General features: G+C 66.6%; 26 protein-coding genes. 16 read left to right on the top strand and 10 right to left on the bottom strand.

Features of this window, described 5'->3' with window-relative positions; genetic code table 11:
• Positions 1-15: 15 nt before the first annotated feature.
• The 4 genes from LDO41_RS16895 to gatC form a co-directional block, all read right to left on the bottom strand.
• Positions 16-996, bottom strand: coding sequence for a dienelactone hydrolase family protein (locus LDO41_RS16895; protein WP_377741621.1), 981 nt, complete (start codon positions 994-996; stop codon positions 16-18).
• A 77-nt stretch (positions 997-1,073) separates the two neighbouring features.
• Positions 1,074-1,535: a hypothetical protein gene (locus LDO41_RS16900; RefSeq protein WP_223990199.1), complete on the bottom strand. Its 462-nt coding sequence runs from the start codon at positions 1,533-1,535 to the stop codon at positions 1,074-1,076.
• 19 nt (positions 1,536-1,554) lie between these two features.
• Positions 1,555-3,060, bottom strand: coding sequence for an Asp-tRNA(Asn)/Glu-tRNA(Gln) amidotransferase subunit GatA (gatA, locus tag LDO41_RS16905; protein WP_223990201.1), 1,506 nt, complete (start codon positions 3,058-3,060; stop codon positions 1,555-1,557).
• Between the two features lie 76 nt (positions 3,061-3,136).
• On the bottom strand, positions 3,137-3,436 hold the full coding sequence (gene gatC, locus LDO41_RS16910; RefSeq protein WP_223990488.1) for an Asp-tRNA(Asn)/Glu-tRNA(Gln) amidotransferase subunit GatC: 300 nt from the start codon (positions 3,434-3,436) through the stop codon (positions 3,137-3,139).
• A 768-nt stretch (positions 3,437-4,204) separates the two neighbouring features.
• Here gatC and LDO41_RS16915 point away from each other — a divergent pair.
• The 7 genes from LDO41_RS16915 to LDO41_RS16945 all read left to right on the top strand — a co-directional run bounded on the left by LDO41_RS16915 (position 4,205) and on the right by LDO41_RS16945 (position 12,501).
• Positions 4,205-5,248 (top strand): rod shape-determining protein, encoded by a 1,044-nt coding sequence (locus LDO41_RS16915; RefSeq protein ID WP_011296266.1) that lies wholly within the window; start codon positions 4,205-4,207, stop codon positions 5,246-5,248.
• A 199-nt stretch (positions 5,249-5,447) separates the two neighbouring features.
• Entirely contained in the window at positions 5,448-6,449 is a 1,002-nt protein-coding gene (mreC, locus tag LDO41_RS16920) for a rod shape-determining protein MreC (protein ID WP_223990203.1), read from the top strand.
• Positions 6,446-6,958, top strand: a complete 513-nt coding sequence (gene mreD / locus LDO41_RS16925) for a rod shape-determining protein MreD (RefSeq protein ID WP_223990205.1) — start codon at positions 6,446-6,448, stop codon at positions 6,956-6,958. Before mreC ends, mreD begins: the two co-directional genes overlap by 4 nt.
• Before the next feature lie 67 nt (positions 6,959-7,025).
• Positions 7,026-9,428: a penicillin-binding protein 2 gene (mrdA, locus tag LDO41_RS16930; RefSeq protein ID WP_223990207.1), complete on the top strand. Its 2,403-nt coding sequence runs from the start codon at positions 7,026-7,028 to the stop codon at positions 9,426-9,428.
• A 12-nt stretch (positions 9,429-9,440) separates the two neighbouring features.
• On the top strand, positions 9,441-10,583 hold the full coding sequence (rodA, locus tag LDO41_RS16935; protein ID WP_223990209.1) for a rod shape-determining protein RodA: 1,143 nt from the start codon (positions 9,441-9,443) through the stop codon (positions 10,581-10,583).
• Positions 10,584-10,646: 63 nt separating this feature from the next.
• Positions 10,647-11,318 carry a DUF484 family protein gene (locus LDO41_RS16940; RefSeq protein ID WP_223990211.1) on the top strand — a complete coding sequence of 224 codons (672 nt, stop codon included), beginning with the start codon at positions 10,647-10,649 and terminating at the stop codon, positions 11,316-11,318.
• Between the two features lie 79 nt (positions 11,319-11,397).
• Complete coding sequence (locus LDO41_RS16945) at positions 11,398-12,501, top strand: tyrosine recombinase XerC (RefSeq protein WP_223990213.1); 1,104 nt, start codon at positions 11,398-11,400, stop codon at positions 12,499-12,501.
• On the opposite strand, the gene LDO41_RS16950 is transcribed toward LDO41_RS16945, so the two are convergent.
• On the bottom strand, positions 12,498-13,469 hold the full coding sequence (locus LDO41_RS16950) for a transcriptional regulator GcvA (protein ID WP_223990216.1): 972 nt from the start codon (positions 13,467-13,469) through the stop codon (positions 12,498-12,500). The genes LDO41_RS16945 and LDO41_RS16950 overlap by 4 nt on opposite strands.
• 202 nt (positions 13,470-13,671) lie before the next feature.
• Here LDO41_RS16950 and LDO41_RS16955 point away from each other — a divergent pair, with 202 nt between their 5' ends.
• The 9 genes from LDO41_RS16955 (at position 13,672) to pcp (ending at position 21,144) form a co-directional block, all read left to right on the top strand.
• Positions 13,672-14,040, top strand: a complete 369-nt coding sequence (locus LDO41_RS16955; RefSeq protein WP_223990218.1) for a DUF2917 domain-containing protein — start codon at positions 13,672-13,674, stop codon at positions 14,038-14,040.
• 96 nt (positions 14,041-14,136) lie between these two features.
• On the top strand, positions 14,137-14,886 hold the full coding sequence (lipB, locus tag LDO41_RS16960) for a lipoyl(octanoyl) transferase LipB (RefSeq protein WP_223990220.1): 750 nt from the start codon (positions 14,137-14,139) through the stop codon (positions 14,884-14,886).
• A gap of 51 nt (positions 14,887-14,937) precedes the next feature.
• The gene (lipA, locus tag LDO41_RS16965; protein WP_223990222.1) at positions 14,938-15,948 is read left to right on the top strand and encodes a lipoyl synthase; all 1,011 of its coding nucleotides are present in this window, start codon (positions 14,938-14,940) and stop codon (positions 15,946-15,948) included.
• A 311-nt stretch (positions 15,949-16,259) separates the two neighbouring features.
• Positions 16,260-16,910, top strand: a complete 651-nt coding sequence (gene pxpB, locus LDO41_RS16970) for a 5-oxoprolinase subunit PxpB (RefSeq protein ID WP_223990224.1) — start codon at positions 16,260-16,262, stop codon at positions 16,908-16,910.
• Positions 16,907-17,926 (top strand): 5-oxoprolinase subunit C family protein, encoded by a 1,020-nt coding sequence (locus LDO41_RS16975; RefSeq protein WP_223990226.1) that lies wholly within the window; start codon positions 16,907-16,909, stop codon positions 17,924-17,926. The genes pxpB and LDO41_RS16975 overlap by 4 nt, the downstream gene beginning before the upstream one ends.
• 57 nt (positions 17,927-17,983) lie before the next feature.
• On the top strand, positions 17,984-18,724 hold the full coding sequence (gene pxpA, locus LDO41_RS16980) for a 5-oxoprolinase subunit PxpA (RefSeq protein WP_223990228.1): 741 nt from the start codon (positions 17,984-17,986) through the stop codon (positions 18,722-18,724).
• Positions 18,725-18,776: 52 nt separating this feature from the next.
• Positions 18,777-19,517: a DUF969 domain-containing protein gene (locus LDO41_RS16985; protein ID WP_223990230.1), complete on the top strand. Its 741-nt coding sequence runs from the start codon at positions 18,777-18,779 to the stop codon at positions 19,515-19,517.
• Positions 19,518-19,529: 12 nt separating this feature from the next.
• A complete protein-coding gene (locus LDO41_RS16990; RefSeq protein ID WP_223990231.1) occupies positions 19,530-20,480 on the top strand; it encodes a DUF979 domain-containing protein in 951 nt (316 codons plus the stop codon).
• A 13-nt stretch (positions 20,481-20,493) separates the two neighbouring features.
• Positions 20,494-21,144, top strand: a complete 651-nt coding sequence (gene pcp, locus LDO41_RS16995; RefSeq protein ID WP_223990233.1) for a pyroglutamyl-peptidase I — start codon at positions 20,494-20,496, stop codon at positions 21,142-21,144.
• Between the two features lie 120 nt (positions 21,145-21,264).
• Here pcp and LDO41_RS17000 read toward each other — a convergent pair whose 3' ends face one another.
• The 5 genes from LDO41_RS17000 to LDO41_RS17020 are packed head-to-tail and all read right to left on the bottom strand — an operon-like array spanning position 21,265 to position 26,259.
• Positions 21,265-22,530, bottom strand: a complete 1,266-nt coding sequence (locus LDO41_RS17000; protein WP_377741609.1) for a VanZ family protein — start codon at positions 22,528-22,530, stop codon at positions 21,265-21,267.
• Between the two features lie 33 nt (positions 22,531-22,563).
• Positions 22,564-23,394, bottom strand: coding sequence for an ABC-type transport auxiliary lipoprotein family protein (locus tag LDO41_RS17005; protein WP_377741610.1), 831 nt, complete (start codon positions 23,392-23,394; stop codon positions 22,564-22,566).
• Positions 23,391-24,332, bottom strand: a complete 942-nt coding sequence (locus LDO41_RS17010) for an MlaD family protein (protein WP_223990235.1) — start codon at positions 24,330-24,332, stop codon at positions 23,391-23,393. The genes LDO41_RS17005 and LDO41_RS17010 overlap by 4 nt, the downstream gene beginning before the upstream one ends.
• Positions 24,332-25,132, bottom strand: coding sequence for an ABC transporter ATP-binding protein (locus tag LDO41_RS17015; protein ID WP_223990237.1), 801 nt, complete (start codon positions 25,130-25,132; stop codon positions 24,332-24,334). Before LDO41_RS17015 ends, LDO41_RS17010 begins: the two co-directional genes overlap by 1 nt.
• Positions 25,129-26,259, bottom strand: coding sequence for an MlaE family ABC transporter permease (locus tag LDO41_RS17020; RefSeq protein WP_377741611.1), 1,131 nt, complete (start codon positions 26,257-26,259; stop codon positions 25,129-25,131). Before LDO41_RS17020 ends, LDO41_RS17015 begins: the two co-directional genes overlap by 4 nt.
• Between the last annotated feature and the right edge of the window lie 162 nt (positions 26,260-26,421).

Below are 26,421 nucleotides of genomic sequence, written 5' to 3' on the forward strand. Positions count from 1 at the left end.
TTCGGATTCGGGGACTCAGGGCTCGGTGCTCGCCAGCCATGAATCGAGCTGCGCGAGCGCGGCCACGCGCGCGACGGCATCGCCGCCGACGGTGACATGGCCACCACGGCGCGTCGAGGCGACATCGCGGCGTACATGGAGCTCGCTGGTGCCGTCAAAGCCGTGATACGCGCCCGGATAGATCTCGAGGCGGAAGCGCGCGTTCGGCTGGCGCGCCTGCACCGCGCTCTGCAGCATCGCGCAGCGCGTGGCGGGCGTCCAGTCGTCGGCGCCGCCGATCATGACCAACAGCGGCGAGCGCAGCCGGAAATTATGTTGCTGCACCGCGCGCCGGCAGCCCGGATAGAAAGCCACCGCGCGCTCGACGTTCGGTGTGGCGGCCGGCCACGGCCGGCTGGCGTCGATCGTGGCCAGCACCGCCTGCGCGCCGTTGGACCAGCCGAGCAACACCACGCGGCGCATGTCGATGCCGGGCTTGTCCGCAAGCCAGCGCAGCGCGGCCAGCGCATCGGCGCGGCGCGCCTTGTCGTCCACGCCGCGCGCGTCGGGCGCTTCGTTGCAGCTGTTCTCTTTGCCGCGCGGTCCGTAGCTGTCGGGCATCAACACCGCGTAGCCGCGATCGCCGAGCCACTGCGCGTATTCGCGGTAGCGCGTCTGCAGCACGCCGGTGCGGCGCGTCTCGTCGAGCCCGTTACAACCGTGCAGCGCCACCACCACCGGCATGCCACCGCTACGCGGCGTGCTGCTCTCGCGCGGCAGGAACCAGTACGCGGTCAGCGTCGGCATGCCGGCTTCGCCCGGTACCGTCACGCGCTGTGCGGGCACCGGCTGCGCAAGCGCCGCGCTCGCCGGCGACGGGGGCGTCAGCACCGCGCTAGCGGGCGAGGACGGCAGCATCGCGGGCACGGCGGCAGCCGGCAGCGAAAAGGTGGCGACGGCGAGCGTCGCAATGGCGAGACCGGTCAGCGCCCGTGCCGCCGCGCGCAGGCGCGGCATGAGGTGCGGCATGAGGTGCGACGAAAGGTGGCGGGTGGCGCGGCGCGTGAGGTTGTCTGTCGTCATATCGTCGCCTGCTATCGCGTGGCGGCGCATGCGCCGGTGTCGGGATCGAACATCACGGGCCAGGCCTGTTCGTAGATGCCTGGTGTGCAACGCTGCTGGCAGCTCGCATGCGCGAGTGTGACGCGGCGCGGATCCTGCCACACCATCAGCTTGCAGCCGCTGCCATCGTTCGCGCGCAGTTCGATATGCGGCGTCTTGCGGACCTGCCGGAAGTCGGCCAGATCGAACGTGCACGAACCGCGCTTGCCGACCCACAACTTCCACGAGAGCTGCCGCACGGTGTTGTCATTGACGTTCAGCTGCGCGTCCTCGCGAAAGCCGTCTTCCTCGGTGCGCTGGCAATTGCCGGCAAGGTCGATGTCGCGGCTCGCGATCGGCGTGGAGCGGCCGAACGGCGACGGGATGCAGCCGCTCACCGCCAGGGCAAGCGCCATGGCGGCCAGGGTGCGGCACAGCATCCGGAAGTGCGTCATCTCGTGTTGTCGTAATCCGTCAGGCCGTGGCCGGACGGCGCAGGTGCCAGTCCGTGGCCTGCTGGAACGCATGCGCGGTCTGCAGCAGGCGTGCCTCGTCGAAGTAGTTGCCGATCAGCTGCAGGCCCACGGGCATGTTGCCCTCGCCGAAGCCGCACGGCACGCTCATGCCGGGCAGTCCAGCCAGGCTTGTGGACAGCGTGAAGATATCGGCCAGGTACATCTGCACCGGGTCGGCGCTCTTCTCGCCGAGCTTCCATGCGACCGTCGGGGCCACCGGGCCCATGATCACGTCGCACTGCGCGAACGCGCGCTGGAAGTCGTCGGCGATGATGCGGCGGATCTTCTGTGCCTGCAGGTAGTACGCATCGTAGTAGCCGTGCGACAGCACATAGGTGCCCACGAGGATGCGTCGCTTGACCTCCGCGCCGAAGCCCTCGGCACGGCTCTTCTTGTACATGTCGAGCAGATCGCGATACTCGGCCGCGCGATGGCCATAGCGCACGCCATCGAAGCGCGACAGGTTCGACGACGCTTCCGCCGGCGCGATCACGTAGTACACCGGAATCGACAGCTCGGTCTTCGGCAGCGACACGTCGACGAGCGTCGCGCCCAGCTTCTCGTACTCGGCCAGCGCGGCACGTACGGCTTGTTCGACATCGGCCGAAAGTCCCGCACCGAAGTACTCGCGCGGCAGGCCGATGCGCAGGCCGGCCAGCGGACGGTCCGCACTGGCGCCGGCGCGCGGCTGGCCCAGATGGCGCGTGAAGTCTTCGTCCACGCCGCCTTGCGCGGGCGTCAGGCTGGTGGAGTCGCGCTCGTCAAAGCCGGCCATCGCGTTGAGCAGCAGCGCGCAGTCTTCGGCGCTGCGCGCCATCGGGCCGCCCTGGTCGAGCGACGATGCGAACGCGATCATGCCGTAGCGCGACACGCGGCCGTAGGTCGGCTTGATCCCGGTGATGCCCGAGAACGAGGCCGGCTGGCGGATCGAGCCGCCGGTATCGGTACCGGTGGCGGCGGGCGCAAGACCGGCCGCGATGGCCGCGGCCGAGCCGCCCGACGAACCGCCGGGCACGCGCGCGGCATCCCACGGGTTGCGCACGGGACCGAAGGACGAGTTCTCGTTGGACGAGCCCATCGCGAATTCGTCCATGTTGGTCTTGCCGAGCGTGACCGTGCCCGCGGCAGCGAGTCGCGCCACCACGGTGGCGTCGAACGGGCTTTCATAACCGGCCAGCATCTTCGAGCCGGCTGTCGAGTGCCAGCCGCGCGTCACGAACACGTCCTTGTGGGCGATCGGCACACCGGTCAGCGGCGTGGCCTCGCCGCGCGCGCGGCGGGCGTCGGCCTCGCGCGCCTGCGCCAGCGTGAGTTCGGGTTGCACGTCGACAAACGCATTGAGCGCGCGGGTGGCCTCGATACGGGCCAGGTACTCACGCGCGAGCTCCTCGGCGGAGACGGTGCGCGCCGCCAGCGCATCGGCGATCTGGCGCAGGGAAATCAGGGAATCGGTGGAGAAGGACATGTCGGTCGGTAGGCGTCTGATGGTGGCGGACGAAGGTCGCGAGGCGGTCGCAATGGCGCGGGCCCGGCCCGCGTGCTCACTCGATGACCTTCGGCACCAGGTAGAGGCCGCCTTCAGTGGCCGGCGCGGGACGCTGGTAGTCGGCACGGCGGTCGCTCTCCGTGACCGCATCCTCGCGCAGGCGCTGCGCGATCTCGCGCACGGCGGACAGCGGATGGGCCAGCGGCGTGATGCCGGTGGTGTCCACCGCCTGCATCTGCTCGACGAGCGTGAAGAAGTTGTTCAGCTGGCCAAGCATATGGCCGGCCTCGTCATCGCTGGTTTCGATGCGGGCCAGATGGGCAATGCGCTTGACGTCGTTCAGATCGAGGGCCATGGCGTGGAATGACAGACGGCGCTGCGGGGACGCGTGGGACATGCACCGGGGATGAATCCATGCGCCGGGCAGGTGCGTACCGCGGAGGGAGTCCGGGAGTTACCGGAATTACCGTCGAAGTTACAAGTTTTTCCGGGGCCTAACGCCCCGAAACAGCGGGAATTATAAGGTATCATTACGCGTCGCTGCCGGCTCCCCGCCACGTCTTCACCACATTGTTTCCTGAAGTGCCCCCTAGGTTTCCCCTAGGCACCCCAAAAGTGCCAATGCTCTGGGGCAATGTGTGATGAAAGTGCGCGCCCAGCCGCTACCTGCACCCCCAGCACCGTATCGCAAGCAACGGGGCTGCGCCGCAGAGAGGTGAGGGCCCACAAGCTAGGACCGGCAAAACAAGGACGGATGGCAAGGTTGACACTGTGGGGCGCTCGCCCAGCGGTGAATTAGCGGCCAGTTTCGATCGCATTTTTCGCTGTCACAATCAGGTACCTCCGATTAGGCTTCTGCCACCGTCAGGTTAAATTTTCAACCTGTCAGGCGTGTTTCCCGCGAACTTTCGCGCAGGGTCTAATCAAAGGTTCCCGTAGGTCCGACGCTGATGCGTCGCGTGGCGTTGGCGCTGGAACCGGTTCTACGGGCCGCGCCACTGTTCCACGGGGGCCGTGAACCCTTTACGCGTACAACCAAATTCGTGGCCGGGCCGTCTGCAACATCGACTTGCGGCGCTGGCCGCTTCGCATACCCGCGAACCAACAGAAGACAGGATTCCTGATGTTCGGATTTCTCCGCAGCTATTTCTCCAACGACCTGGCCATCGATCTGGGCACGGCCAACACGCTGATCTACATGCGCGACAAGGGCATCGTGCTCGATGAGCCGTCGGTGGTGGCGATCCGTCAGGAAGGCGGCCCCAACGCCAAGAAGACGATTCAGGCCGTCGGCAAGGAAGCCAAGCAGATGCTCGGCAAGGTGCCCGGCAACATCGAGGCGATTCGCCCGATGAAGGACGGTGTGATCGCCGACTTCACCGTGACCGAGCAGATGCTCAAGCAGTTCATCAAGATGGTCCACGACTCGAAGCTGCTGCGTCCGAGCCCGCGGATCATCATCTGCGTGCCGTGCGGTTCGACCCAGGTGGAGCGCCGCGCAATCCGTGAATCGGCGCTGGGCGCCGGTGCCAGCCAGGTTTACCTGATCGAGGAGCCGATGTCGGCCGCGATCGGTGCCGGCCTGCCGGTGTCGGAGCCGTCGGGCTCGATGGTGGTGGATATCGGCGGCGGTACCACCGAGGTGGGCATCATCTCGCTGGGCGGCATGGTCTACAAGGGTTCGGTCCGTGTGGGTGGCGACAAGTTCGACGAGGCGATCGTCAACTACATCCGTCGCAACTACGGCATGCTGATCGGCGAACAGACCGCCGAAGCCATCAAGAAGGAAATCGGTTCGGCGTTCCCGGGCTCGGAAGTGCGTGAAATGGAAGTCAAGGGCCGCAACCTGTCCGAAGGCATTCCGCGCGCGTTCACGGTGTCGTCGAACGAAATCCTCGAAGCCCTGACCGATCCGCTGAACCAGATCGTGTCCGCGGTGAAGATCGCCCTCGAGCAGACGCCGCCGGAACTGGGCGCCGACATCGCCGAGCGCGGCATGATGCTGACCGGTGGCGGCGCGCTGCTGCGCGACCTCGACCGCCTGCTGGCCGAGGAAACCGGCCTGCCGGTGCTCGTGGCCGAAGACCCGCTGACCTGCGTGGTGCGCGGCTCGGGTATGGCACTCGAGCGCATGGACAAGCTCGGCAGCATCTTCTCGTACGAATAACGCGAGCCCGGGGGATTCCATCGTGGCGATACGCGGCCTGCCGGCGCATGCGACGGGGGCGGCGTCCCTCCGCCGTGCGTCCCCCCGTGCCGCCAGGCTTTCCGATACGACCCCATCCTTCGCCGCCGGATGCGCGCGCGTGGCCCCCAACACGGGCACCGCGGCCGCTGGCGGGTTGCACACGCCTGCGTACGGGTAAATGGATTACTCTCCGCCCCCACTCTTTAAACAGGGCACCTCTGCGGTGGCGCGGCTGGTCGTCTTCGTGGCGATCGCGCTCGCGCTGCTTATCGTCGACGCCCGGTTCAACGCACTAAGCGTTGCACGCCAGGTCGCGGCCACCGTGCTGCTGCCGGTGGAGCGCGTGGTGCTCGTGCCGCGCGACATGATGCGCGGCATGGCCGATTACGCGCAGTCTTCCGTCACGCTGGCCACCGAGAATCGCGAGCTGCGCCGCAATGCGGTGCAACAGTCCGAAGCCTCGGTGCGTCAGGCCGAACTCGAAGCCGAGAACAACCAGCTGCGCAAGCTGCTCAGCCTCAAGGAACGCTCGGCCACGCCGGTCACCACGGCGGAAATCCTCTATGACGCGCGGGATCCGTACAGCCAGCGCATCGTGATCGACCGCGGCAGCCAGCAAGGCCTGCGCGCCGGTTATCCGGTCATCGACGAGCGCGGCGTGGTCGGCCAGGTCACGCGGGTGTCGCCGTTCCAGTCCGAAGTGACGCTGCTGACCGACAAGGATCAGGCCATTCCGGTACAGGTGGTGCGCAACGGCCTGCGCAGCGTGGCCTTTGGCGGCGCGCGTGCCGGTCTGCTCGACCTGCGCTTTATGGCGGCGTCCGCCGACCTGCAACAGGGCGATCTGCTGGTGACGTCGGGGCTCGACGGTACCTATCCGCCGGGATTGCCGGTGGCGAAGGTGGTACAGATCGAACGCAAGGCCGATACCGCGTTCTCGCGCGTGTATTGCGAGCCGGTAGCTGGCGTGCGCGCCCATCGGCAATTGCTGGTGGTGCAGTACGAGGCCAACCTGCCGCCGCGTCCGGCCGATGAACCAACCGGCAAGTCCGACCGCGCGGAACGTGGTGCGCGTTCCGCGGCGGCGCGGGCGGCCGCGGAAAGCAAGGCGGCCGAGAAGGCCGAGGGCAAGTCAGACAGCAAGCCGGAAAACAAGGCCGCACGGGAGGCCGCGCAATGACCAATCGTCAGTATCTGCTGCGCCCGGTGAATCCCGTGTTCATCGTGCTGAGCTTCGTGTTCGCGTTCCTGTTCAACCTGATGCCCTGGGGCACCACGTTGTGGATCCCCGACATGGTGGCACTGGTGCTCGTGTTCTGGAACATCCACCAGCCGCGCAAGGTCGGCATGGGCGTGGCGTTCCTGCTGGGCCTGCTGATGGACGTGCATGACGCGCGTCTGCTCGGCGAGCACGCCATGGCGTACACGATGCTGGCGTATTTTGCGATCACCATCCACCGCCGCGTGCTGTGGTTCTCGGTGTACGCGCAGGCGCTGCATGTGCTGCCGCTGCTGTTTGTCACACACGCCGTACCGGTGGTGATTCGCCTCGCGATGGGCGCGCCGCTGCCGGGCTGGCAACTTCTGCTCGCACCCGGTATCGAAGCCCTGCTATGGCCGCTGGCGACCAGCGTACTGCTGGCGCCGCAACGCCGTTCCAACGATGTGGACGAGACACGTCCGATCTGATGCGCGCGTCGGCAAGCACGATGCGCGTATCGGAATTTAGGCCAGACCGAAGGCAGTAGTACCGTCCATGACAGAAATCCGCAACGTCGAACTCGAAATCGGCCGCTTCCGCATACGCGTGGCGGCCGCTGCGCTGTTCACGGTGATCTGCTTCGGCTTACTGTTCACACGCTTTCTGTGGCTGCAGTGGTACAAGCACGATCAGTACTCGGCCAAGGCCGAGGACAACCGCATCTCGGTGGCACCGATCGAGCCCAATCGTGGCCTCATCATGGACCGCAATGGCGTGATCCTCGCGCGTAACTACTCCGCGTACACGCTCGAAATCACCCCGTCCAAGCTGACCGATACGCTCGACAACACGATCGATGCGCTGGCTTCGCTGATTGATATCCAGCCGCGTGACCGGCGCCGCTTCAAGCGGCTGCTGGAAGAGTCGCGCAGCTTCGAATCGCTGCCGATCCGCAGCCAGCTGTCGGACGAGGAAGTCGCGCGCTTTTCGGCGCAGCGCTTCCGCTTTCCGGGCGTCGATGTGCGCGCGCGTCTGTTCCGTCAGTATCCGCTCGGCGAATCGGCGAGCCACGTCATCGGCTATATCGGCCGCATCTCGCAGCGCGATCAGGAACGCCTCGAGGAGATGGACGCGGCCAACGACGCCGAGGGCGCCAAGTACGATCCGCGCAAGGACGCTGACAACTACAAGGGCTCCAACTACATCGGCAAGATCGGCCTCGAGCAGAGCTACGAGACCGAACTGCACGGCCTGACCGGCTTCGAGGAAGTGGAGGTGAGTGCGGGCGGGCGGCCGATCCGTACGCTGTCGACGTCGCCGGCGACGCCGGGCAACAACCTGATCCTGTCGCTCGATATCCGCCTGCAGCAACTGGCGGAGCAGTTGTTCGGCGACCGCCGCGGCGCGCTGGTGGCGATCGAGCCGGCCACGGGCGACATTCTGGCGTTCGTGTCCAAGCCGACCTACGATCCCAATCTGTTCGTCGAGGGCATCGATGCCAACACGTGGAACGAACTCAACGGCTCGCCCGACAAGCCGCTGCTGAACCGTCCGCTGCGCGGCACGTATCCGCCGGGCTCCACGTACAAGCCGTTCATGGCACTGGCCGCGCTGAGCACGGGCAAGCGCACGGCCGCGTGGGGCATGCACGATCCGGGCTTCTTCACGTTCGGCAATCACACATTCCGCGACGACAAGCCCGGTGGCCACGGCTGGGTCGATATGCAGGCGTCGATCGTGCAGTCGTGCGACACGTACTACTACGCGCTCGCGCGCGACATGGGCGTCAACAATATCCACGATTTCATGAAGCCGCTCGGCTTTGGCCAGATCACGGGTATCGATATCGAAGGCGAGAGCCGCGGCATCCTCCCTTCCACCGAATGGAAGCGCAAGGCGTATAAAAAGCCCGAGCAGCAGCGCTGGTACGACGGTGAAACCATCTCGCTGGGCATCGGCCAGGGCTACAACAGCTTCACGATCCTGCAACTGGCCAATGCGGTGTCGATCATCGTCAACAATGGCTCGGTGATGAAGCCCCACCTGGTCAAGGCCGTCGAGGACTCCGTGTCACGCCAGCGCACGCTGACGGTACCGAAAGAAAGCTATCGGATTCCGCTCAAGCAGGCCGATATCGACGTGATCAAGAAGGCCATGGTCGCGGTGACCCACTCCGGTACTGCCGCGCGCGTGTTCGCTGGGGCTGCGTACGAATCGGCGGGCAAGACCGGTACCGCGCAGACCTACACGCTCGGCAAGAACGAGAAGTACAACCACCACGCGCTCGAGGAGCGCAAGCGCGACCACTCGCTCTACACCGCGTTCGCGCCGGCCGACAATCCGAAGATCGCGCTCGCGCTGATCGTCGAGAACGCGGGCTTCGGTGCGGCCGTGGCGGCGCCGATCGCGCGCAAGGTGATGGATTACTACCTGACCGGCAAGTGGCCCGAGGAACTGCAGGCCAACGCACCGCCGCCCGCCGAGCGCGAGCGCGCCGGCGGCAAGCCGCCCGTGGATACGCCGAGCGTGTTCACGACCGGCCTGACCGCGAGTGTGGCCAGCGCCACGGTGATGATGACCGCACCGACGGCAGCCGCCAGCGGCGCCGCTGGCGCGGGTGCGGCTAGCGCGACCGTGGCCGAGGCCAGCGGCGCCAGTGCGGGCACCAGTGCCAGCGCCAGCGCGGCGCGTGGCGCCTCCGAGGCGCTCGCCCAACGGCTGGACCCCGCCGCGATCGCGCCGGCTTCCGCCGTGGATACGCTCGATGCGCGCATGCTGCAGGCACTCGGCCACAGCCGGCTGGCGCCCGCGTCCGATACCGGCACGTCGGCGGCGCCCGCCGGTCCGACCAAGAAGCCGGTGACGCCAGCGGGGCAGCAGGGCGCGCCCGCCGTGCCCGTCAAGCCGCGCGCCCGTCCGGTGGCGGCCAACGCCGCCGGCACCCAAGCCGTCGATTAAGGAGAGGCGCCCATGGAAAAACGTCGCGTCCTGTCCGTTCTGCGGACCGCGTTCACCGGCTTCGACAAGCCGCTCGCGCTGATCGTGTTCCTGTTGTTCGCCACCGGCATCGTGGCGCTCTATTCGGCCGCCATCGACATGCCAGGCCGCGTCGAGGACCAGCTGCGCAACATCCTGCTGTCGTACGTCGTGATGATGGTGATCGCTTACATGCCCACACAGTTGCTGATGCGGGTCGCGGTGCCGCTCTATACAGTGGGAGTGGCGTTGCTGATTGCGGTGGCGATGTTCGGGCTGATCCGCAAGGGCGCGCGCCGTTGGCTCAACGTCGGTATGGTGATCCAGCCTTCGGAGATCATGAAGATCTCGATGCCGCTGATGCTCGCGTGGTACTTCCAGAAGCGCGAGGGCGTGATCCGATGGTTCGACTTCGTCGTGGCGCTGATCCTGCTCGGCGTGCCGGTCGGCCTGATCGCCAAGCAGCCCGACCTCGGTACCGGTCTGCTGGTGCTGGCGGCGGGTCTCTACGTGATCTATTTCGCGGGCCTGTCGTGGCGCATCATCCTGCCGCTGCTGGTGCTGGGCGTGGTGGCGATTACGCTGCTGATCTCCTACGAGACGCAGATCTGCGCGCCTGGCGTGAACTGGCCGATCCTGCACGACTATCAGCAGCACCGCGTCTGCACGCTGCTGGACCCGACCACCGATCCGCTCGGCAAGGGCTTTCACACGATCCAGTCGATCATCGCGATCGGCTCGGGCGGCGTGACGGGCAAGGGCTGGCTCAAGGGGACGCAGACCCACCTCGAGTTCATCCCCGAGAAACATACCGATTTCATCTTCGCGGTGTTCTCGGAGGAGTTCGGGCTGATCGGCAACGCCGTGCTGCTGGTGCTGTATCTGCTGCTGATCTTCCGCGGGCTGTATATCGCCGCCAACGCGCCGACGCTGTTCTCGCGGCTGCTGGCTGGCGCCATCACGCTGATCTTCTTTACCTACGCGTTCGTCAATATGGGCATGGTCAGCGGCATCCTGCCCGTGGTGGGTGTGCCGCTGCCATTGCTGAGCTATGGCGGCACCGCGCTGGTCACGCTGGGCATGGGCATCGGCATCCTGATGAGCATCTCGCGGCAGAAGCGGTTGATTCAGACCTGACGAGCGGTATGCGGCTCTTTGCTACACTGCCGACCACAACACCCCATGCCTGGTAGAGAAGCCATGAATTCGCAAGACGTCGCAAGCTGGCTGCAGAGCCATCCGCAGTTTTTCGAGGATCACGCCGAGTTGCTGGCGGCCGTGCAACTCACGAGCCCGCACAGCCACCGCGCCGTGTCGCTGCAGGAGCGCCAGATGGAAATCCTGCGCGAGAAGAACAAGGGCCTGGAACTGAAGCTGGCGGACCTCGTGCGGCACGGGCACGATAACGATCGCACGCAGCAGCGCATGCACGCGTGGCAACTGCGCCTGCTCGCGGAAGTCGACTCGCACGCGCTGCCGTATGCGGTGCAGGACGGCCTGCGACAGGTGTTCGACGTGCCCGCGGTGGCATTGCGGTTATGGGATGTGGGTCAGGCCTACGCCCATATCGAAGTGGCACAGGGCGCCAGCGACGACCTGCGGTTGTTCGCCGAAGGCCTGCGCGCGCCGTATTGCGGCCCAAACAGCGGGTTCGAGGCGGCCAGCCTGCTCGAGCGCACGGACATCGCCTCGCTGGCGATGGTGACGCTGCGCGCGCCGGCGCGTGTGGGCGAGGAGGGCGCCGGCCCCACCTTCGGTCTGCTCGTGCTGGGTTCGCCCGATGCGCGCCGCTTCCACGAAGGCATGGGGACTGCCTACCTCGCGCAGATCGGCGAAGTCGCGGGCGCCGCGCTCAATCGCCTGCGCGACTGATTGCAGCACTATCGCCATGGCGTCGCGGCGGCCCCGTGTCCAACGTGCGTTCCAACCCGCGATCCAACCTGCGTCGAACGTGACGAACGCGCGGACCGCGGGCGCCGGCGGCACCGACGGCGATGAAGAGAGCCGGCCCGCCACCGATGCGCGGGTCGTGCGCTATCTCGAGTGGCTCGAGACGGGCCGCAAGCTCGCGGCGCATACGCTGACCAACTACACGCACGACCTCGCAGTCTTGCAGCGGCATGCGGTGCGCCACGCGCCGGGCATCGATCTGCTCGCCCTTGAAACCCACCATATCCGTTCATTTGCCGCGCGCATGCATGGCGGCGGCTTGTCCGGCGCGACCATCGCGCGCGCGCTGTCGGGGTGGCGCGGGTTCTATCTGTGGGCCGCGCAGCATGGGCTCGGTGTGGTGGCGAATCCCGTCGACGGCGTGCGCGCGCCGCGCCGTGCGCATCGACTGCCCAAGGCATTGTCGGTGGAGCATGCGGTGGCGCTGGTCTCGCACCGCGGCAATAGCGATGGTAGCGACAGCAGCGACGACGCTGCCGCGCGCCGCGATCAGGCCGTCTATGAGTTGTTCTATTCGAGCGGGCTGCGCTTGTCGGAGCTCGTGCAACTCGACTTTCGCTATACCGAGGCGGGCGCCTATCGCTCGTCCGGCTGGCTGGACCTGGCCGGCGCCGAGGTGACCGTGATCGGCAAGGGCTCGCGCCAGCGCAAGGTGCCGGTGGGCGGCAAGGCGATCGAGGCGTTGCGCGCATGGCTGGCGGTACGCGATCAGCTGGTGCGTGCCGAGGCCGCGCCCGAGGACGCCACCGCGCTGTTCCTGGGCGCACGCGGCCGGCGCCTCTCGGGCGCCACGATTCAGCAACGCATCAAGAAGCAGGCCATTGCGGCGGGACTGCCGACCGATGTCCATCCGCACATGCTGCGGCATTCGTTCGCCACGCATGTGTTGCAGTCATCGGGCGATCTGCGCGCGGTGCAGGAGATGCTTGGCCACGCGAGCATCTCGACCACGCAGATCTACACCTCGCTGGACTTCCAGCATCTGGCCAAGGTTTATGACAAGGCCCACCCGCGTGCGGGACGGGCGGCGGAGAAGAGCGCCGGAACGGACCACAAAGCGGTGGACGACAAAAGGGTGGACGATAAAGAGGTGGACGAAGACTAACCGCTCGTCCGGGCGGACCACTGCGAAAGGATCGCGCGAAAGCGCTCCATCTCCGGCAGCAGCCATTGTCGGAACGCCTGTACCTTCGGCAGGTCGAGACTGTCCGCCGCGCATACGAAGTACAACAGCCACGGACAGTCGATGCTCACATCGAACAGCCGCACCACGCGCCCCGACAGCAAATCGTTGTAGGCCAGCGACGAGCGGATCAGCGCCACGCCCTGACCCTCGGCCGCTGCCTGCAGCAGCAGCGAGGAATCCTGCAGCAGCAGGCCCTTGCGCGGCTCGGGCCAGTCGAGGCCGGCGGCCTCGAACCATGGCTTCCACGGATCGCCCTCGCCGCGCAGCAGCGGCATGCCCGCCATGTGCTGAGGCAACTCGGGCAGCCGTCCGCCGTTGAAATCCGGGCTGCAGACCGGGAAAAACACGTCGTCGAGCAGCCGTTCCACATATAGGCCCGGATAGTCGCCGCTGCCCATGCGCAGCGCGATATCGACTTCCTCGTTGGCGAAATCCACAAGCGAGTTCGACGACAGCAGCTCGACGTCCAGCTCCGGATGCCGCTCGATAAAGCTGCCGATGCGCGGCGTGAGCCAGCGCGCGGCGAATGACGGCATGGTGCTGATGGTCAGCCGCTTGTCGCGGTTGCCGGCCTGGAGCACGCGCGTGGCATCGGCGATCTGCAGCAGCGCGTCGCGCACGCGCTCCGCATAGACGCGGCCGTTGGTGGTCAGCGTGACGCGCTTGCCGCGGCGCTCGAACAGCGGCTGGCCCAGTTCTTCCTCGAGCGCGCGAATCTGGTGGCTGACCGCGCCGTGCGTGACGAACAGTTCGGCGGCCGCGCGCGAGAAGCTCTCGTGCCGCGCGGCGGCTTCGAACGCGCGCAGCGCCGCGAGCGCGGGCAGGCGCGGAAACTCGCGCCGCCAGCTGCGTGCGTCGTCGGGATGCCAGGAGCCCTTGGCGGCCATAAGGGTGCGTTCCTATGTGAGTTTCGTTAGCAAGCGACAAGAAAATATATCGTTTTGATAGTCTTAGGGCAATCCCTAGAATGCAATGCACCGGAGCCGCAAATTAATGCGCTGAAGCAAGAATAACTGGCCCGGTCGGCACACCGAGCCAGTCTCGGTGAGCCGGCCAAGCCACGGCAGACCGGATACTGGAGAAGCCATCATGAAAACTCTGCTCACAACGACAGTGTTCACCCTGAATCCCGGCGAAGTGACCTCCCTGTCGCTTCATGCCGCACAACGCCTGGTTGTCCAGGATGCTGCCGGCACGCATCTCTGGGTTACGCGCGAAAACGATTCGGAAGACTACTGGCTTCGTTGCGGCAGTAGCCTCCTGCTTCGCCGTGGCGACGAGATCGTGCTTAGCGTCGATCCGACGGCACCGCGCGCACTGCAACTGGCGCTGATCGCCGAGGCGCGCCGCCCCTCGCTGACGTTTGGCGACGTGGCCCATCTGGCCTGGCGCGCCGCGCGCCGGCTGGTGCGTGGCACGGAATGGACGCCGGGCAAGGATCAGCTGAAGGTGCTGTGATGAAGGCGGGCCCCTGTCTCGGGGGCCTGTAAAGCGAACCCAATACAGCGAGAGGGTGGCCGGCAGGCCCGGCCCCTTTTCGCTACACTGGCGGGCATGCATCCCATACTAGTCATCGAACGGGGTCGCGAGCCGTACGCACCCTGTTTCGACGCGATGCGGTCGTTCACCGAAGCCCGCACCGCCGACACCTCCGACCAGATCTGGCTGGTCGAGCATCCGCCGGTCTACACGCTCGGCCAGGCCGGCGATCCAGCGCACCTGCTTGCCCCCGATGACGCGATTCCGGTCGTCAAGATCGATCGCGGGGGCCAGATCACCTATCACGGCCCGGGCCAGATCGTGGCCTACCTGCTGCTGGACCTGCGACGCAGACGCCTGATGGTGCGCGAGCTGGTCCATGATATCGAGCAGGCCGTCCTCGATACGCTCGCGGCGTATAATCTCGCAGCCGAGCGCCGCGCCGGCGCACCGGGCATCTATCTGTCGGATGGAGCGCACCGGGGTGCCAAAATTGCCGCGCTGGGCCTCAAGATCCGCAATGGCTGCAGCTATCACGGCGTCAGCCTCAACGTGCAGATGGACCTCTCGCCGTTTCTGCGCATCAACCCCTGCGGCTATGCCGGACTGGAAACGGTCGACATGGCCACGGCGGGTGCCACCGCGGTGGCCGACGATGCGCGCGATGGCGATGTGGCCACGCTGCCGGTGACCGCGGCTCATCAACCCGAGATCGCACGGCGCCTGGCGGCCGCCTTGTGCGAGGTGCTGGCGGCGCGCGAGGTGCGTGCCGTGGCCAACGGGCCCGCTGCCGTGGCCGGGGCAGAAACTGCCGCGGCCATATGAATGTGATCGGCTCAGACAGCCGGCTCCCCAATTTTTAGCGGAACGAACACTATGAGCGACGCCCTGATCGCCCCCACGAGCGCCCCCACGAGCGCCCCCACCAGCGAAGCCCCGCAGGCTGACTACGATCCGACGCGGAAGCAGAAGTCGGCCGACAAGACCGCGCGTATTCCCATCAAGATCGTACCGGCCGAGAAGCTCAAGAAGCCCGAGTGGATCCGCGTCAAGGCGGCCACCGGCAGCTCGCGCTTCTACGAGATCAAGGACATCCTGCGTGCGAACAACCTCGTCACGGTGTGCGAGGAGGCGAGCTGCCCGAACATCGGCGAATGCTTCGGCAAGGGCACGGCCACGTTCATGATCATGGGTGACAAGTGCACGCGTCGCTGCCCGTTCTGCGACGTCGGCCATGGCCGCCCCGATCCGCTCGACGTCAACGAGCCGGGCAATCTGGCTCGTACCATCGCCCAGCTGAAGCTCAACTACGTGGTGATCACCAGCGTGGACCGCGACGATCTGCGCGACGGTGGCGCCCAGCACTTCGTGGACTGCATCACGCAGACGCGCGAACTGTCACCGGCGACGCGCATCGAGGTTCTGGTGCCCGACTTCCGCGGCCGCCTCGACAAGGCGCTGGATATCCTGCAGGCCGGCCCGCCCGACGTGATGAATCACAACATGGAAACGGTGCCGCGCCTGTACAAGCAGGCTCGCCCGGGCGCCGACTATGCGCATTCGCTCAAGCTGCTGCAGGAGTTCAAGCGCCGCAACCCGACCGTCGCGACCAAGTCTGGCCTGATGGTCGGCCTGGGCGAGACCGACGAGGAAATTCTCGAAGTCATGCGCGACATGCGCGCGCACGATATCGACATGCTGACCATCGGCCAGTATCTGGCGCCGTCGGGTCATCACCTGCCGGTGTTGCGCTACGTGCACCCGGACACGTTCAAGATGTTCGAGGACGAGGCCTACAAGATGGGCTTCACGCACGCCGCTGTCGGCGCGATGGTCCGCAGCTCGTACCACGCGGACCAGCAGGCGCATCAGGCCGGGTTTGCCTGAACGCCTCGTCGTTGTGAAATAGCACGCCAGACGGCCGGGTTTCCCGGCCGTTTTGTATTGTGCCGTGCGAACCGGAAAGGTGCGGATGGCGTGGCGTTGGCTGCTTTTCAGGGCAGGACCGCACGGTTTAGGTGCAAAATACCTAGGGACATCCCGAAGTGGTAGTCGTTCGCTTGTTTCGATATCATGAATTTATCGATAAAACATCGATGAAATAGCGAAACGTCACATCCGGATCGTCAGCAGGCCCGTTACTTGCTCAGTAGCGTGCTTAGCAAAAACTGTCTGGCATCATCTCAACGGCTTCCCCCATGCCCCAATGCACCGTCCATCGCCTCGCGGAACAAGCGCTGCTCTATAGCGTCGCGCCGCCGGCATCCCTCGAGGTCCAGCGTCGTATCTGGGCCATGGCCGAGCGGGCCGCGGACTGGCGCGGCGTGGTCGACGTCGTGCCGGGCATGAACAACCTCACCGTGGTCTTCGATGGCTCCGCCGACGTGAGCGCGCTCGAACGCAACCTCAAGGTGGCCTGGGCGTCTGGCGAGACCCGCAACGCGACCGGCAAGCTCGTGGAGATTCCGGTGCGCTACGGCGGCGAGCACGGCCCAGATCTGGCCGACGTGGCCGCGCACACGGGGCTGTCGGCCGAGGAGGTCGTGCGCCGTCATGCCGCCGGCGAGTACGTGGTGTATTTCCTCGGCTTCCAACCGGGCTTCGCCTATATGGGCGGCATGGAGCCCGCGCTGGCCACGCCGCGCCGCCGCGAGCCCCGTCTGGCCGTGCCGGCGGGCGCGGTCGGCATCGGTGGCGAGCAGACCGGTATCTATCCCGCCGTGCTGCCCGGTGGCTGGCAGCTGATCGGCCATACCGATGCGCAATTGTTCGTGGCGGACCGTGATCCGCCGTCCCTGTTTGCGCCTGGTGACACCGTGCGCTTTGTCATCGAGGAATTTGTCGCGTGATTGAGATCATTCGCCCTGGCGCTCAGGCATCGGTCCAGGATCTGGGCCGGATTGGCTTCCGCCGCTTCGGCGTGGGCCGTTCGGGCGCCGCCGACGGGCTCGCGCTCGAAGTCGGCAATCGGTTGCTCGGCAATGCACCCGGCGACGCCGGCATCGAATTCACGCTCGGGCGCGCGGCCATGCGCTTCCACGCGGATATGCGCGTGGCGCTGACCGGCGCCGAGTGCGGCGCGAACATCGATGGCCTGCCCGTGTGGGCATGGCATGCGTTCGATGTGCGCAAGGGACAGGTGCTGACGCTGCCAGCCGCGCGCGGCGGCACGCGCACCTACCTCTGCGTGTCGGGCGGCATCGACGTGCCGCTGGTGATGAACTCGCGCAGTACCGATCTGAAGTCCAGCTATGGTGGTTTTCAGGGCCGCGCGTTGCGCGACGGCGATCGTCTGCCGGTGGGCCGCGTGGGGCTGGAGCGCGAACAGGACTGGCTCGGCGTGGCCGCGCCCGCCTGGTCGCTGCCGGCCAACCGCGCTGGCGATGCATGGGTGGTGCGCATGCTGGCCGGTCCCGAGTACGAGGATTTCGAGCCCGCCGCGCAGGCCGCGCTGTGGGACGCCGAGTGGACCATCACGCCGCAGAGCAATCGCATGGGTCTGCGTCTGCAAGGGCCGGCGCTCGCGCGCCGCGCCGAGCGCAGTGCCGATCTGCTGTCGCACGGCGTGGTGCCCGGCGTGATGCAGGTGCCCCCGTCGGGTCAGCCGATCGCGCTGATGAGCGATGCACAGACCACCGGCGGCTATCCAAAGATCGGCGTGGTGATTGGCGCGGACCTGTGGCGTCTGGCGCAGGTGCCGCTTGGCGCGTCGGTGCGCTTCATGCAGGTGACGCTCGAAGGTGCCGCGGCTGCGCAGGCGGAAGTGGACCGCTATCTGCGGCAGATCGATCAGGCCCTGCGCTGGCAGGACGCCGGCATGATCATCGCCGCGCGTCGGCGGACCCAGACTCGCGCCGTGGCGTAGTACCCGCCCCTCCGCAGCCCCCCCCAGGACATCAGAAAAACTCGCAGGAGAACCCCCATGGAAATCGACCTGAATGCCGACCTCGGTGAAGGCTGCGGCAACGATGAAACACTGCTGACGCTGATCAGCTCCGCCAACGTCGCGTGCGGCTGGCACGCTGGCGACGCGGCGACGATGCTGCAGACCGTCAAGTGGGCGCTGGCGAATGGCGTGGCCATCGGCGCGCATCCGAGCTTTCCCGATCGCGAGAATTTCGGTCGCACGGAAATGCAGCGCGATCCGGAAGCCGTCTATGCCGACGTGCTGTACCAGATCGGCGCGCTCGACGCGATGGTGCGCGCGCAGGGCGGGCAGCTCGCGCACGTGAAGCCGCATGGCGCGCTGTACAACATGGCCGTGCGCGATGCGGCGTTGTGCGAGGCGATCGTGCGCGCGGTGCGTGACTACAACCCTAACCTCGTGTTCTTCGGGCTGGCCAACAGCCAGATGATCACCATCGCGCGCGCTCACGGCCTGCGCGTCAAGGAAGAAGTGTTTGCCGACCGGGGCTACAACCCCGACGGCACGCTCGTCAAACGCGGCACGCCCGGCGCGCTGCACGAGGACGAAGAAGTCGCCCTGAACCAGACGTTGAGCATGGTGCGCGAGCAGCGCGTGCGCGCCATCGATGGCAACTGGGTACCCATCCGCGCCGAAACCGTGTGCCTGCACGGCGATGGCGCTCACGCGCTTGCCTTCGCGCGCCGCATCCGGGAACGGCTCGGCGCGGAAGGCATCGCTGTACGGGCCGGCGTCTGAGGGGGCATCCCCGCAGGCTGGCGTCGATTCATCTCTCTATCTGGTGTCCGTCATGGAATCAGCTGTCAATCTTTGGCCCCTGCTCGGGGTCGGTGTCATCATCCTCGGCTTCGTGCTGCGGTTCAATCCGATGCTCGTGGTCGCGCTCGCGGCACTGGCCACCGGGCTGGCCGCGTCGATGCCGCTGATGAACATCTTCGCCGCCATCGGCACCGCCTTCGTCAAGGCGCGCAACCTGCCGCTGATCATCCTGCTGCCGCTCGCGGTCATTGGGCTGCTCGAGCGTCATGGCTTGCGTGAGCATGCGCAGGCTTGGATCTCGCGCATCGCTTCGGCGACGGTGGGCCGTCTGCTGATCGTGTACCTCGCGGTGCGCGAACTCACCGCGGCCGTCGGTCTGACCAGCCTCGGCGGTCATCCGCAGATGGTGCGTCCGCTGCTGGCCCCGATGGCGGAAGGCGCGGCCGAGAATCGCTTCGGCCACCTGCCCGAGCCCGTGCGCCAGCGCGTGCTCGCGTTCTGCGCGGCCACCGATAACGTCGGCCTGTTCTTCGGCGAGGACATCTTCGTGGCGTTTGGCGCCATCGCACTGATGCACACGTTCCTGCTGTCGTCGAATATCGACGTGGAGCCGCTGCACATCGCGGTGTGGGGCATTCCCACGGCGATCTGCGCGTTCCTGATCCATGCGGTGCGCCTGAAGCGCCTGGACGGCTGGCTCGCGCGCGAGCTGGGTGGCCGCGCGGCGGTGCCCACCAATGCCACGCCGGCTGCCGCTGGCAAGAGCGAATAAGCGGAGCTGGACATGATCGTATCCATCGACTATCTCTACTGGCTCGCGGGCCTGGTGCTGGCCATCACGGCACTGATGACGTTCACGGACAAGACGCATCCGCGTCGCGTGTCCACGGGGCTGTTCTGGCTGCTGTACGCGGTGATCTTCCTGATCGGCGACAAGATTCCGCCGGCCATCGTCGGTATTGCGGCGGTCGTCATGGCACTGATCGCCGGGTTTGGCGGCGTGGGCCAGGGCAAGCACGGCACCCTGCCCGAAGCGGAGCGTCGCGCCAGCGCGAAGCGTCTCGGCAACAAGCTGTTTATCCCCGCGCTGCTGATTCCGCTGGTCACGGTGCTGGGCACCGTGTTCTTCAAGGATGTGAAGATCGCGGGCCTGGCACTACTGGACCCGAAGAACGTCACGTTCGTCTCGCTCGGTATCGGCTGCCTGATCTCGCTGGGCGTGGTGTGCTGGCTCACGCGTGATTCGGTGACGCAGGGCGTCAAGGAATCGCGTCGCCTGATCGAATCGCTCGGTTGGGCGCTGGTGCTGCCGCAGATGCTCGCGATGCTCGGCCTGGTGTTTGCCGATGCGGGCGTGGGCAAGGCCGTGGCGCATCTGAGCACCGCGTACATCAACATGGACTACAAGCTCGTGGCTGTGGCGGTGTATTGCATCGGCATGGCGCTGTTCACGGTGATCATGGGTAACGGCTTTGCGGCGTTTCCGGTGATGACCGGCGGCGTGGGCGTGCCCATCCTGGTCGGCATGTTCCATGCGAATCCGGCGGTGATGGCGGCAATCGGCATGTTCTCGGGCTACTGCGGTACGCTGATGACGCCGATGGCGGCCAACTTCAACATCGTGCCGGCCGCGCTGCTCGAACTGGACGACAAGAACGCCGTGATCCGCGCGCAGGTGCCGACCGCGCTTGGCGTGCTGGCGGCCAATATCGCCCTGCTGTACTTCCTGATGTAACGAGGCCCTCCGTATGCGCACCGTATTGCTTACCGGCTTCGAGCCGTTCGACAAGGAACCGGTCAATCCGTCGTGGGAGGCGGTGCGCGCACTCGATGGGCAGCGCGTCGGCGACGCGATCATTGTCGCGCGCCAGCTGCCCTGCGTGTTCGGCGCGGCGATTACCGGCATCGAAGCGCTGCTCGACGAGCTGAAGCCCGACGTCGTGATCGCGGTTGGTCAGGCCGGTGGTCGCACGGAACTGTCGATCGAGCGCATCGCGATCAACGTCGACGATGCGCGCATCGCGGATAACGCGGGCGCGCAGCCGATCGACGTGACGATTGCGGCGGCAGGTCCGGCCGCGTATTTCGCGACGTTGCCGATCAAGGCCATCACGCGCGATCTACGCGCGGCAGGCGTGCCGGCGATGGTGTCGCAGACCGCGGGCACCTTCGTGTGCAATCACGTGTTCTACGGTCTGATGCATGCGCTCGCGCAACGCGGCAACGCGCAGGTGCGCGGTGGCTTTATCCACATCCCGTATCTGCCGGAGCAGGCCGCGCGTCATCCGGGCGCGCCGAGCCTCGCACTGGACACGCTGATCGCGGGCCTGCGCGTGGCGGTTGCCACCACACTCGCCACGACCGATGACGTTCGCGAACAGGGTGGCCAACTCCACTAAGAGACCGTTTAAGAATGATTCTGGCGTCGTTGCGCGGCCTTGCCGTACCACTTGTACTGTCTGCGGCCGCGCGCCTAGCCAGAACCGCTTCGCTTCATTCTTAAACGGTCTCTAAGAAACCTACTCGACCTCGTGACGCTCTGTGGCCGCGGCCACCGCGCGCGCGGTGGCGCGGCGTTGCGCGCGGCGTTGCAGCTTGCGCCGCAGCGTCACCTGCTCCAGCCGCCAGATCACGTAGCAGAACGCCAGTAGCGGCCAGAACCAGCCCAGCCATTGCGCGAGGCTGTTGAAATGAATGAAGCGGCCCATGCGCCAGCCCTGCTCGGAAATCCACGCATACGGATTCGACGGCAGCACGTTGGTCAGCACCACCAGCGTGGCCAGCGCGAGCATCGCCAGCGTCGCGCGTAGCCAGCGCGGCAGGCGCAGCAGCAGCACGAGCGCCAGCGAGCTCGTCAGCAGCGCGAAGCGCCCACCTTCCGACAGCCAGTTGAACGAGTTGTCCTCGGGAAACTGCAACTCCGCCACCGCCGCCTTGATCAGCAGCGCCGACGCCAGCAGCCCCGCGAGGATGCGCAGCATCGGCGCGGTACGCCGCATTGCGAGCGAGGCAAACAGGCCCGTGCCGAGCCAGCTGCTGGCCGTGACGAGCGTCTCCAGCAACAGCTGGCTCTGCATGTCGTCCGGGCGCAGGCCCACCGAGTCCTGCCATGTCAGCAACATCGGAAACAGTGCCTGCAGCCATTCCATCGGCCATGAATCCGGATCGGTCAGCCATTCGCGCACGATGCCGCCCATGCCGAACAGATGCTCCTGTGGAAACACCTGCGCGAACGGCCACAGCAACAGCAGGATGATCGCGAAACTCGCATGCGGCTCGAACCACGCCATGCGCAGCCGCGAGAGCGTGCCGCGATCGATCAATGCCGCGCTGAACGGTGCGATCACCGCCGCGCCAAGCAGCGCGCCGAGCGCGTTTGTGATCAGGTCGATGTTGGACGGGATGCGGTTGGGCAGCCATGTCTGCAGCGCTTCCATCGTCGCCGATAGCAGTGCCCCCGCGACGAACGCGACCAGCGTGGCGCGCGCGCCCGAGATGCGTGGATGCAGCGACAACACCACCAGCGCGCCGAACGGACAGTACCCGATCACGTTGGTCAGCAGATCGAAGTCGGTGATGTAACGCGGCTTCGGCGCGTTCAGATACGCAAACGGCGAAATCCCGTTATTCACCCAACCCGAGAACGGATACAGGCTCGCATAGACCACCAGCAGCGTGAAGCAGATCAGGCCGACGCGCGCGAGCGGCGAATGGCGCGGCAGCCAGCCCTCCAGTTCGGGCGGACGCGGATAAACCGGCGGGCTCGGTGGGGGAGCGTGCTGCACGATGTCGAATCCCGTAACGCGTCGCCTGCGCTCTTACTGCGGTGCACGCGGCGCGCGCGGTGGCGTGGCTGGGGCGAGCGGCGGGACGGGCGCGGGCGACGGCGCGTCGGACAGTGGCATGGTGCCGCCCGGCAACAGCGGCGCGGCACTGACGGCGGTGGCTGCCGTGCCGTTCTCGAGCGGCAGCGTGGCGACCCAATCGAGGATCGCGGCGATCACCGCATCGCTGCTGGCCGCGAGCGCGCGCACGCCGCCGGCGCCATCAGCCGTCGGCGCGGGCTGTTCCGCCACGAAGGTCTTCTGGCCGATCTGGCCACGTTGATACACGGTCACGCGCGCGCGCACCACACCGCGGCTTGATGTAGGCGAGTCGAAGACCTGTTCGAACGCCAGCAGGTCCACGCGCATGCCCGGCGCCGCGGCATCGCGAATCCAGCCCAGCGCGCCACGCGCGGACACGGCTTCACGCAGCCGGTCGTCGAAAAGACGCGGCGCGGGCTGTACCCATCGCTGCGTGGAGTACGCCTGCAGCCGCTGCGGCTGCGCATACTGCAGGCGGTAGTAGAGCTGGCTGCCATCCATCCAGTCCGGCCCCTCGGTCTGCGCGACGCGCATCTTGGGCAACGATGCCGGCGGTTGCGCGGGCGCTGCCGCCAGCGGGCCGAGGTCGTAGGTCGTGGAAGGCGAGCTCGGCGACAGCACGCTGCAGCCGGTGAGTGCCAGAAGGGCGGCCATGGCGACCAGCGCGACCGATCCCCTGCCGGCGTTGCGCGGCAGCAGCGGTACGCGGCGCGCGGCCGTGGCGAGCGTGGCAGGAAGCGGGGCGGCGATGGTCATCACGGTGGACTCTCGAAAGCGGTTCATGGTGCGCGGAAACCGGACTCGCCGGGACCCGGCGAGCGCGCGGGACCGCCGAACAGCACGCTGTTGGGCTGATCGCCGAACTGGCCGGCCGCGCGATCGATGCTGCGGACGGTCTGGCGCGCATCGCGCGCGAGGCCGTTGATCTGCGGCAGCGTCTCTTCGTTGATGGTACTCGCGGCCGCCTGCACGGAGTCGGTGGCCACCTGCAGATCGTTGCCGACCTTGTTGACGGTGCGCATCACGGTGCCATTGGGGCTGGCGAGTTCATCGGTCATGCGGCGCGCCGAGGCCAGCGTGGCATTGAGGCTGTCCACGGCCTTGGGCAGTTTCTCCGCGGTCGGCTGCAGCGTGCGCGCAAGCTTCGTATAGTTCTCGGCGGTCTCGTGCATCGAGCGGATGGTGGACATCAGCTCGTCGCGATTGGTGGTCTGGAACATCTCGTTCAGCGACGCCATCAGCGTCTCGGTCTGCGTCAGCAGCGAATCGCCACGCTTTTCCAGTTCTTCGAAGAAGCCCGGCCGCATCACGATGCGCGCGGGTTCGCGCGCCGAGGTGCGCAACGGCGGCGACGCCGTGCCGGCGCCTTCCTCGCGCGCGGTGTCGTCAAGCTGCACGTAGGCGATACCGGTCACGCCCTGAAAGCCGAGGGTGGCGTACGTGGTGCGTGTGATCGGCGTGTCCTGATTGACGTTGATGCGCACGATGATCTGGCCCGGCACCTGTGGATCGAAGCGAATCGATACCACCTTGCCCACGTCGAGCCCGCGATACTTGACGTCCGCCTGCGGGCCCAGGCCGTTGACGGTGGAGCGCGTGATGAGGTCGAAGGGCACGCGCACCGCGTGGTCGCTGCTGAACCAGAACACCGAGAACAGCACCAGCACGGCCAGGCCGATCGTGAAGCACCCCGCGAGGAAGGCGTTCGATTTGTTTTCCATCAGGCTTCTCCGTGAGGCGGCACTGCCAGCGCCTGCATCGCTCGCTGGGCGCGTTCGCCCAGGAAATATTCGTGGATGAACGGATGATCGACCTTGATCACCTCCGCGATTGGCGCGGCCGCGAGCACCTTGTGATCGGCCAGCACGGCCACGCGGTCCGACAACGCCACGAGGGTGTCGAGGTCATGCGTGATCATCACCACGGTCAGGCCGAGTTCGGTGCGCAATTCGCGAATCAGCGCGACGTAGTCGTCCGACGCCATCGGGTCCAGGCCCGCGGTCGGTTCGTCGAGGAACACCAGTTCCGGCTCCAGCGACAGCGCGCGCGCGAGCGCCACGCGCTTGATCATGCCACCGGACAGGTCCGACGGCATCTTGTCCGCATCGCGCGCGGACAGGCCAACCAGCTGCAGCTTGAGCAGCGCGGCCTGACAGATCAGGTTGTCGGGCAGCGCGCGCAGTTCGCGCATCGGCAGCGCGATATTGTCGATGACGGACAGCGCCGAGAACAGCGCGCCGCGCTGGAATTGCAGGCCCCATCGATTGCGCAGCGCCTGCAATTGCGCGGGGCGCAGCGTGGCGGGCGTTTCGCCGAACACCTTGATGGTGCCCGAGGTGGGTCGCTCGAGTCCGACGATCTGGCGCAGCAGCACGGTCTTGCCGGTGCCCGAACCGCCGACGATCGACAGCACCTCGCCGCGGTACACATCGAGGTTCAGCCCATCGTGCACCACCGCGTCGCCGTAGCGCTTGACGAGGTTGCGGACCTCGATGATTTTCTCAGGAGTTGGCGCGTTCATATGCCGACGTCCTTGAACAGGATCGCGATGATGGCGTCGGCGACGATCACCACCGTGATCGACGTCACCACCGACGCGGTCGTGCCCGCGCCAAGGCTCTGCGTGTTCGGCTTGATGCGCAGGCCGAAGTGGCATGCGGTCAGCGCGATCAGCACGCCGAACACCGCGCCCTTGCCGAGCCCGAGCCACAGGTTGGCCACCGGCACCGCATCGGGCAGCTGGCGCAGGAAGTAGGAGTAGCTGATATCGAGCTGCAGCCGTGCGGCGGTCATGCCGCCCAACAGCGCCAGCAGATCGGTCCACGCGACCAGCAGCGGCATCGACACCGCGAGCGCGATCACGCGCGGCATGATCAGCCGGAAGCCGTGCGAGATGCCCATGACGCTCATCGCGTCGAGTTCCTCGGTCACGCGCATCACCCCGATCTGTGCGGTGATGGCCGAGCCCGAACGGCCGGCGATCAGGATCGCCGCCAGCACCGGCCCCAGTTCGCGGATCACCGCCATGCCGAGGATATTGACGATGAACGTGCTGGCGCCGAATGTGCGCAGCTGGTTCGCCGACAGATAGGACAGCACGATGCCGATCAGGAAGCCGACCAGCGCCGTGATGCCCAGCGCCTTGTAGCCGATGCTGTAGATATTGGCCGAGATCTCGCGCCACGGGCCGCGCTGTGGCGCGCGCAGAAAGCGCAGCAGGTCGAACGCGAGCTGCCCCAGCATCGTCACGCCGTTGGCCAGCTGCATGAACATCGACAGGATGCCGGCGCCGAGCACCGTGATCGGATTGAATCGATCGACCATGCGTTTCTTCCAGCCGTCGGTCTTCAGGCTGGCGATGCGCGCGAACACGCGGTGCTGCCCCTCGTCCGCGGTCAGGTGGGTGGGCAGCTTGCCCTGCCACGCCTGCCAGATCAGCTGCGCGCCGATATGGTCGAGCCGGTCCACGCCGGCCAGGGTCCATTCGGCGCTGTCGGGGGCGTTGGCCAGCGACTTCAGTTGCGAACGCAGATCGCGCGCGCCTCCGCAGTCCGCGAGCGCGAGCGCGGTCCAGTCGCCCTGCAGGGCAATCCTGCAGGTGCCATCCTGGCGCTTGATATCGATAGCGGGCGTCGTCGGGCGATCCAAATGAAATACCAGCGAAGTGATGGTTGAGTCCCGAAGGCTGAGTCCCGATTCTATGCTACCGATTGCGATGTGGCGATGAGACTTCCTCTGACACGCGGAAACACGGTGGTTCTCAAAGGGCACGGCTACAATGCACGACCATTCCTGCGCCCAACGGGCGCA

Source organism: Cupriavidus pampae (assembly GCF_914271485.1).
Classification (GTDB): Bacteria; Pseudomonadota; Gammaproteobacteria; order Burkholderiales; family Burkholderiaceae; genus Cupriavidus; species Cupriavidus pampae.

Coding starts and splice junctions, on each gene's coding strand:
- pcp (WP_223990233.1), top strand. CDS start 20,494: ATGCGCACCGTATTGCTTACCGGCTTCGAGCCGTTCGACAAGGAACCG.
- gatC (WP_223990488.1), bottom strand. CDS start 3,436: ATGGCCCTCGATCTGAACGACGTCAAGCGCATTGCCCATCTGGCCCGC.
- pxpB (WP_223990224.1), top strand. CDS start 16,260: ATGCCCCAATGCACCGTCCATCGCCTCGCGGAACAAGCGCTGCTCTAT.
- lipA (WP_223990222.1), top strand. CDS start 14,938: ATGAGCGACGCCCTGATCGCCCCCACGAGCGCCCCCACGAGCGCCCCC.
- LDO41_RS16990 (WP_223990231.1), top strand. CDS start 19,530: ATGATCGTATCCATCGACTATCTCTACTGGCTCGCGGGCCTGGTGCTG.
- LDO41_RS16955 (WP_223990218.1), top strand. CDS start 13,672: ATGAAAACTCTGCTCACAACGACAGTGTTCACCCTGAATCCCGGCGAA.
- LDO41_RS16940 (WP_223990211.1), top strand. CDS start 10,647: ATGAATTCGCAAGACGTCGCAAGCTGGCTGCAGAGCCATCCGCAGTTT.
- gatA (WP_223990201.1), bottom strand. CDS start 3,060: ATGTCCTTCTCCACCGATTCCCTGATTTCCCTGCGCCAGATCGCCGAT.
- LDO41_RS17005 (WP_377741610.1), bottom strand. CDS start 23,394: ATGAACCGCTTTCGAGAGTCCACCGTGATGACCATCGCCGCCCCGCTT.
- rodA (WP_223990209.1), top strand. CDS start 9,441: ATGGAAAAACGTCGCGTCCTGTCCGTTCTGCGGACCGCGTTCACCGGC.
- LDO41_RS16950 (WP_223990216.1), bottom strand. CDS start 13,469: ATGGCCGCCAAGGGCTCCTGGCATCCCGACGACGCACGCAGCTGGCGG.
- LDO41_RS17010 (WP_223990235.1), bottom strand. CDS start 24,332: ATGGAAAACAAATCGAACGCCTTCCTCGCGGGGTGCTTCACGATCGGC.
- mrdA (WP_223990207.1), top strand. CDS start 7,026: ATGACAGAAATCCGCAACGTCGAACTCGAAATCGGCCGCTTCCGCATA.
- LDO41_RS16915 (WP_011296266.1), top strand. CDS start 4,205: ATGTTCGGATTTCTCCGCAGCTATTTCTCCAACGACCTGGCCATCGAT.
- lipB (WP_223990220.1), top strand. CDS start 14,137: ATGCATCCCATACTAGTCATCGAACGGGGTCGCGAGCCGTACGCACCC.
- LDO41_RS17015 (WP_223990237.1), bottom strand. CDS start 25,132: ATGAACGCGCCAACTCCTGAGAAAATCATCGAGGTCCGCAACCTCGTC.
- pxpA (WP_223990228.1), top strand. CDS start 17,984: ATGGAAATCGACCTGAATGCCGACCTCGGTGAAGGCTGCGGCAACGAT.
- mreC (WP_223990203.1), top strand. CDS start 5,448: ATGGATTACTCTCCGCCCCCACTCTTTAAACAGGGCACCTCTGCGGTG.
- LDO41_RS16895 (WP_377741621.1), bottom strand. CDS start 996: ATGCCGCGCCTGCGCGCGGCGGCACGGGCGCTGACCGGTCTCGCCATT.
- LDO41_RS16985 (WP_223990230.1), top strand. CDS start 18,777: ATGGAATCAGCTGTCAATCTTTGGCCCCTGCTCGGGGTCGGTGTCATC.
- mreD (WP_223990205.1), top strand. CDS start 6,446: ATGACCAATCGTCAGTATCTGCTGCGCCCGGTGAATCCCGTGTTCATC.
- LDO41_RS16900 (WP_223990199.1), bottom strand. CDS start 1,535: ATGACGCACTTCCGGATGCTGTGCCGCACCCTGGCCGCCATGGCGCTT.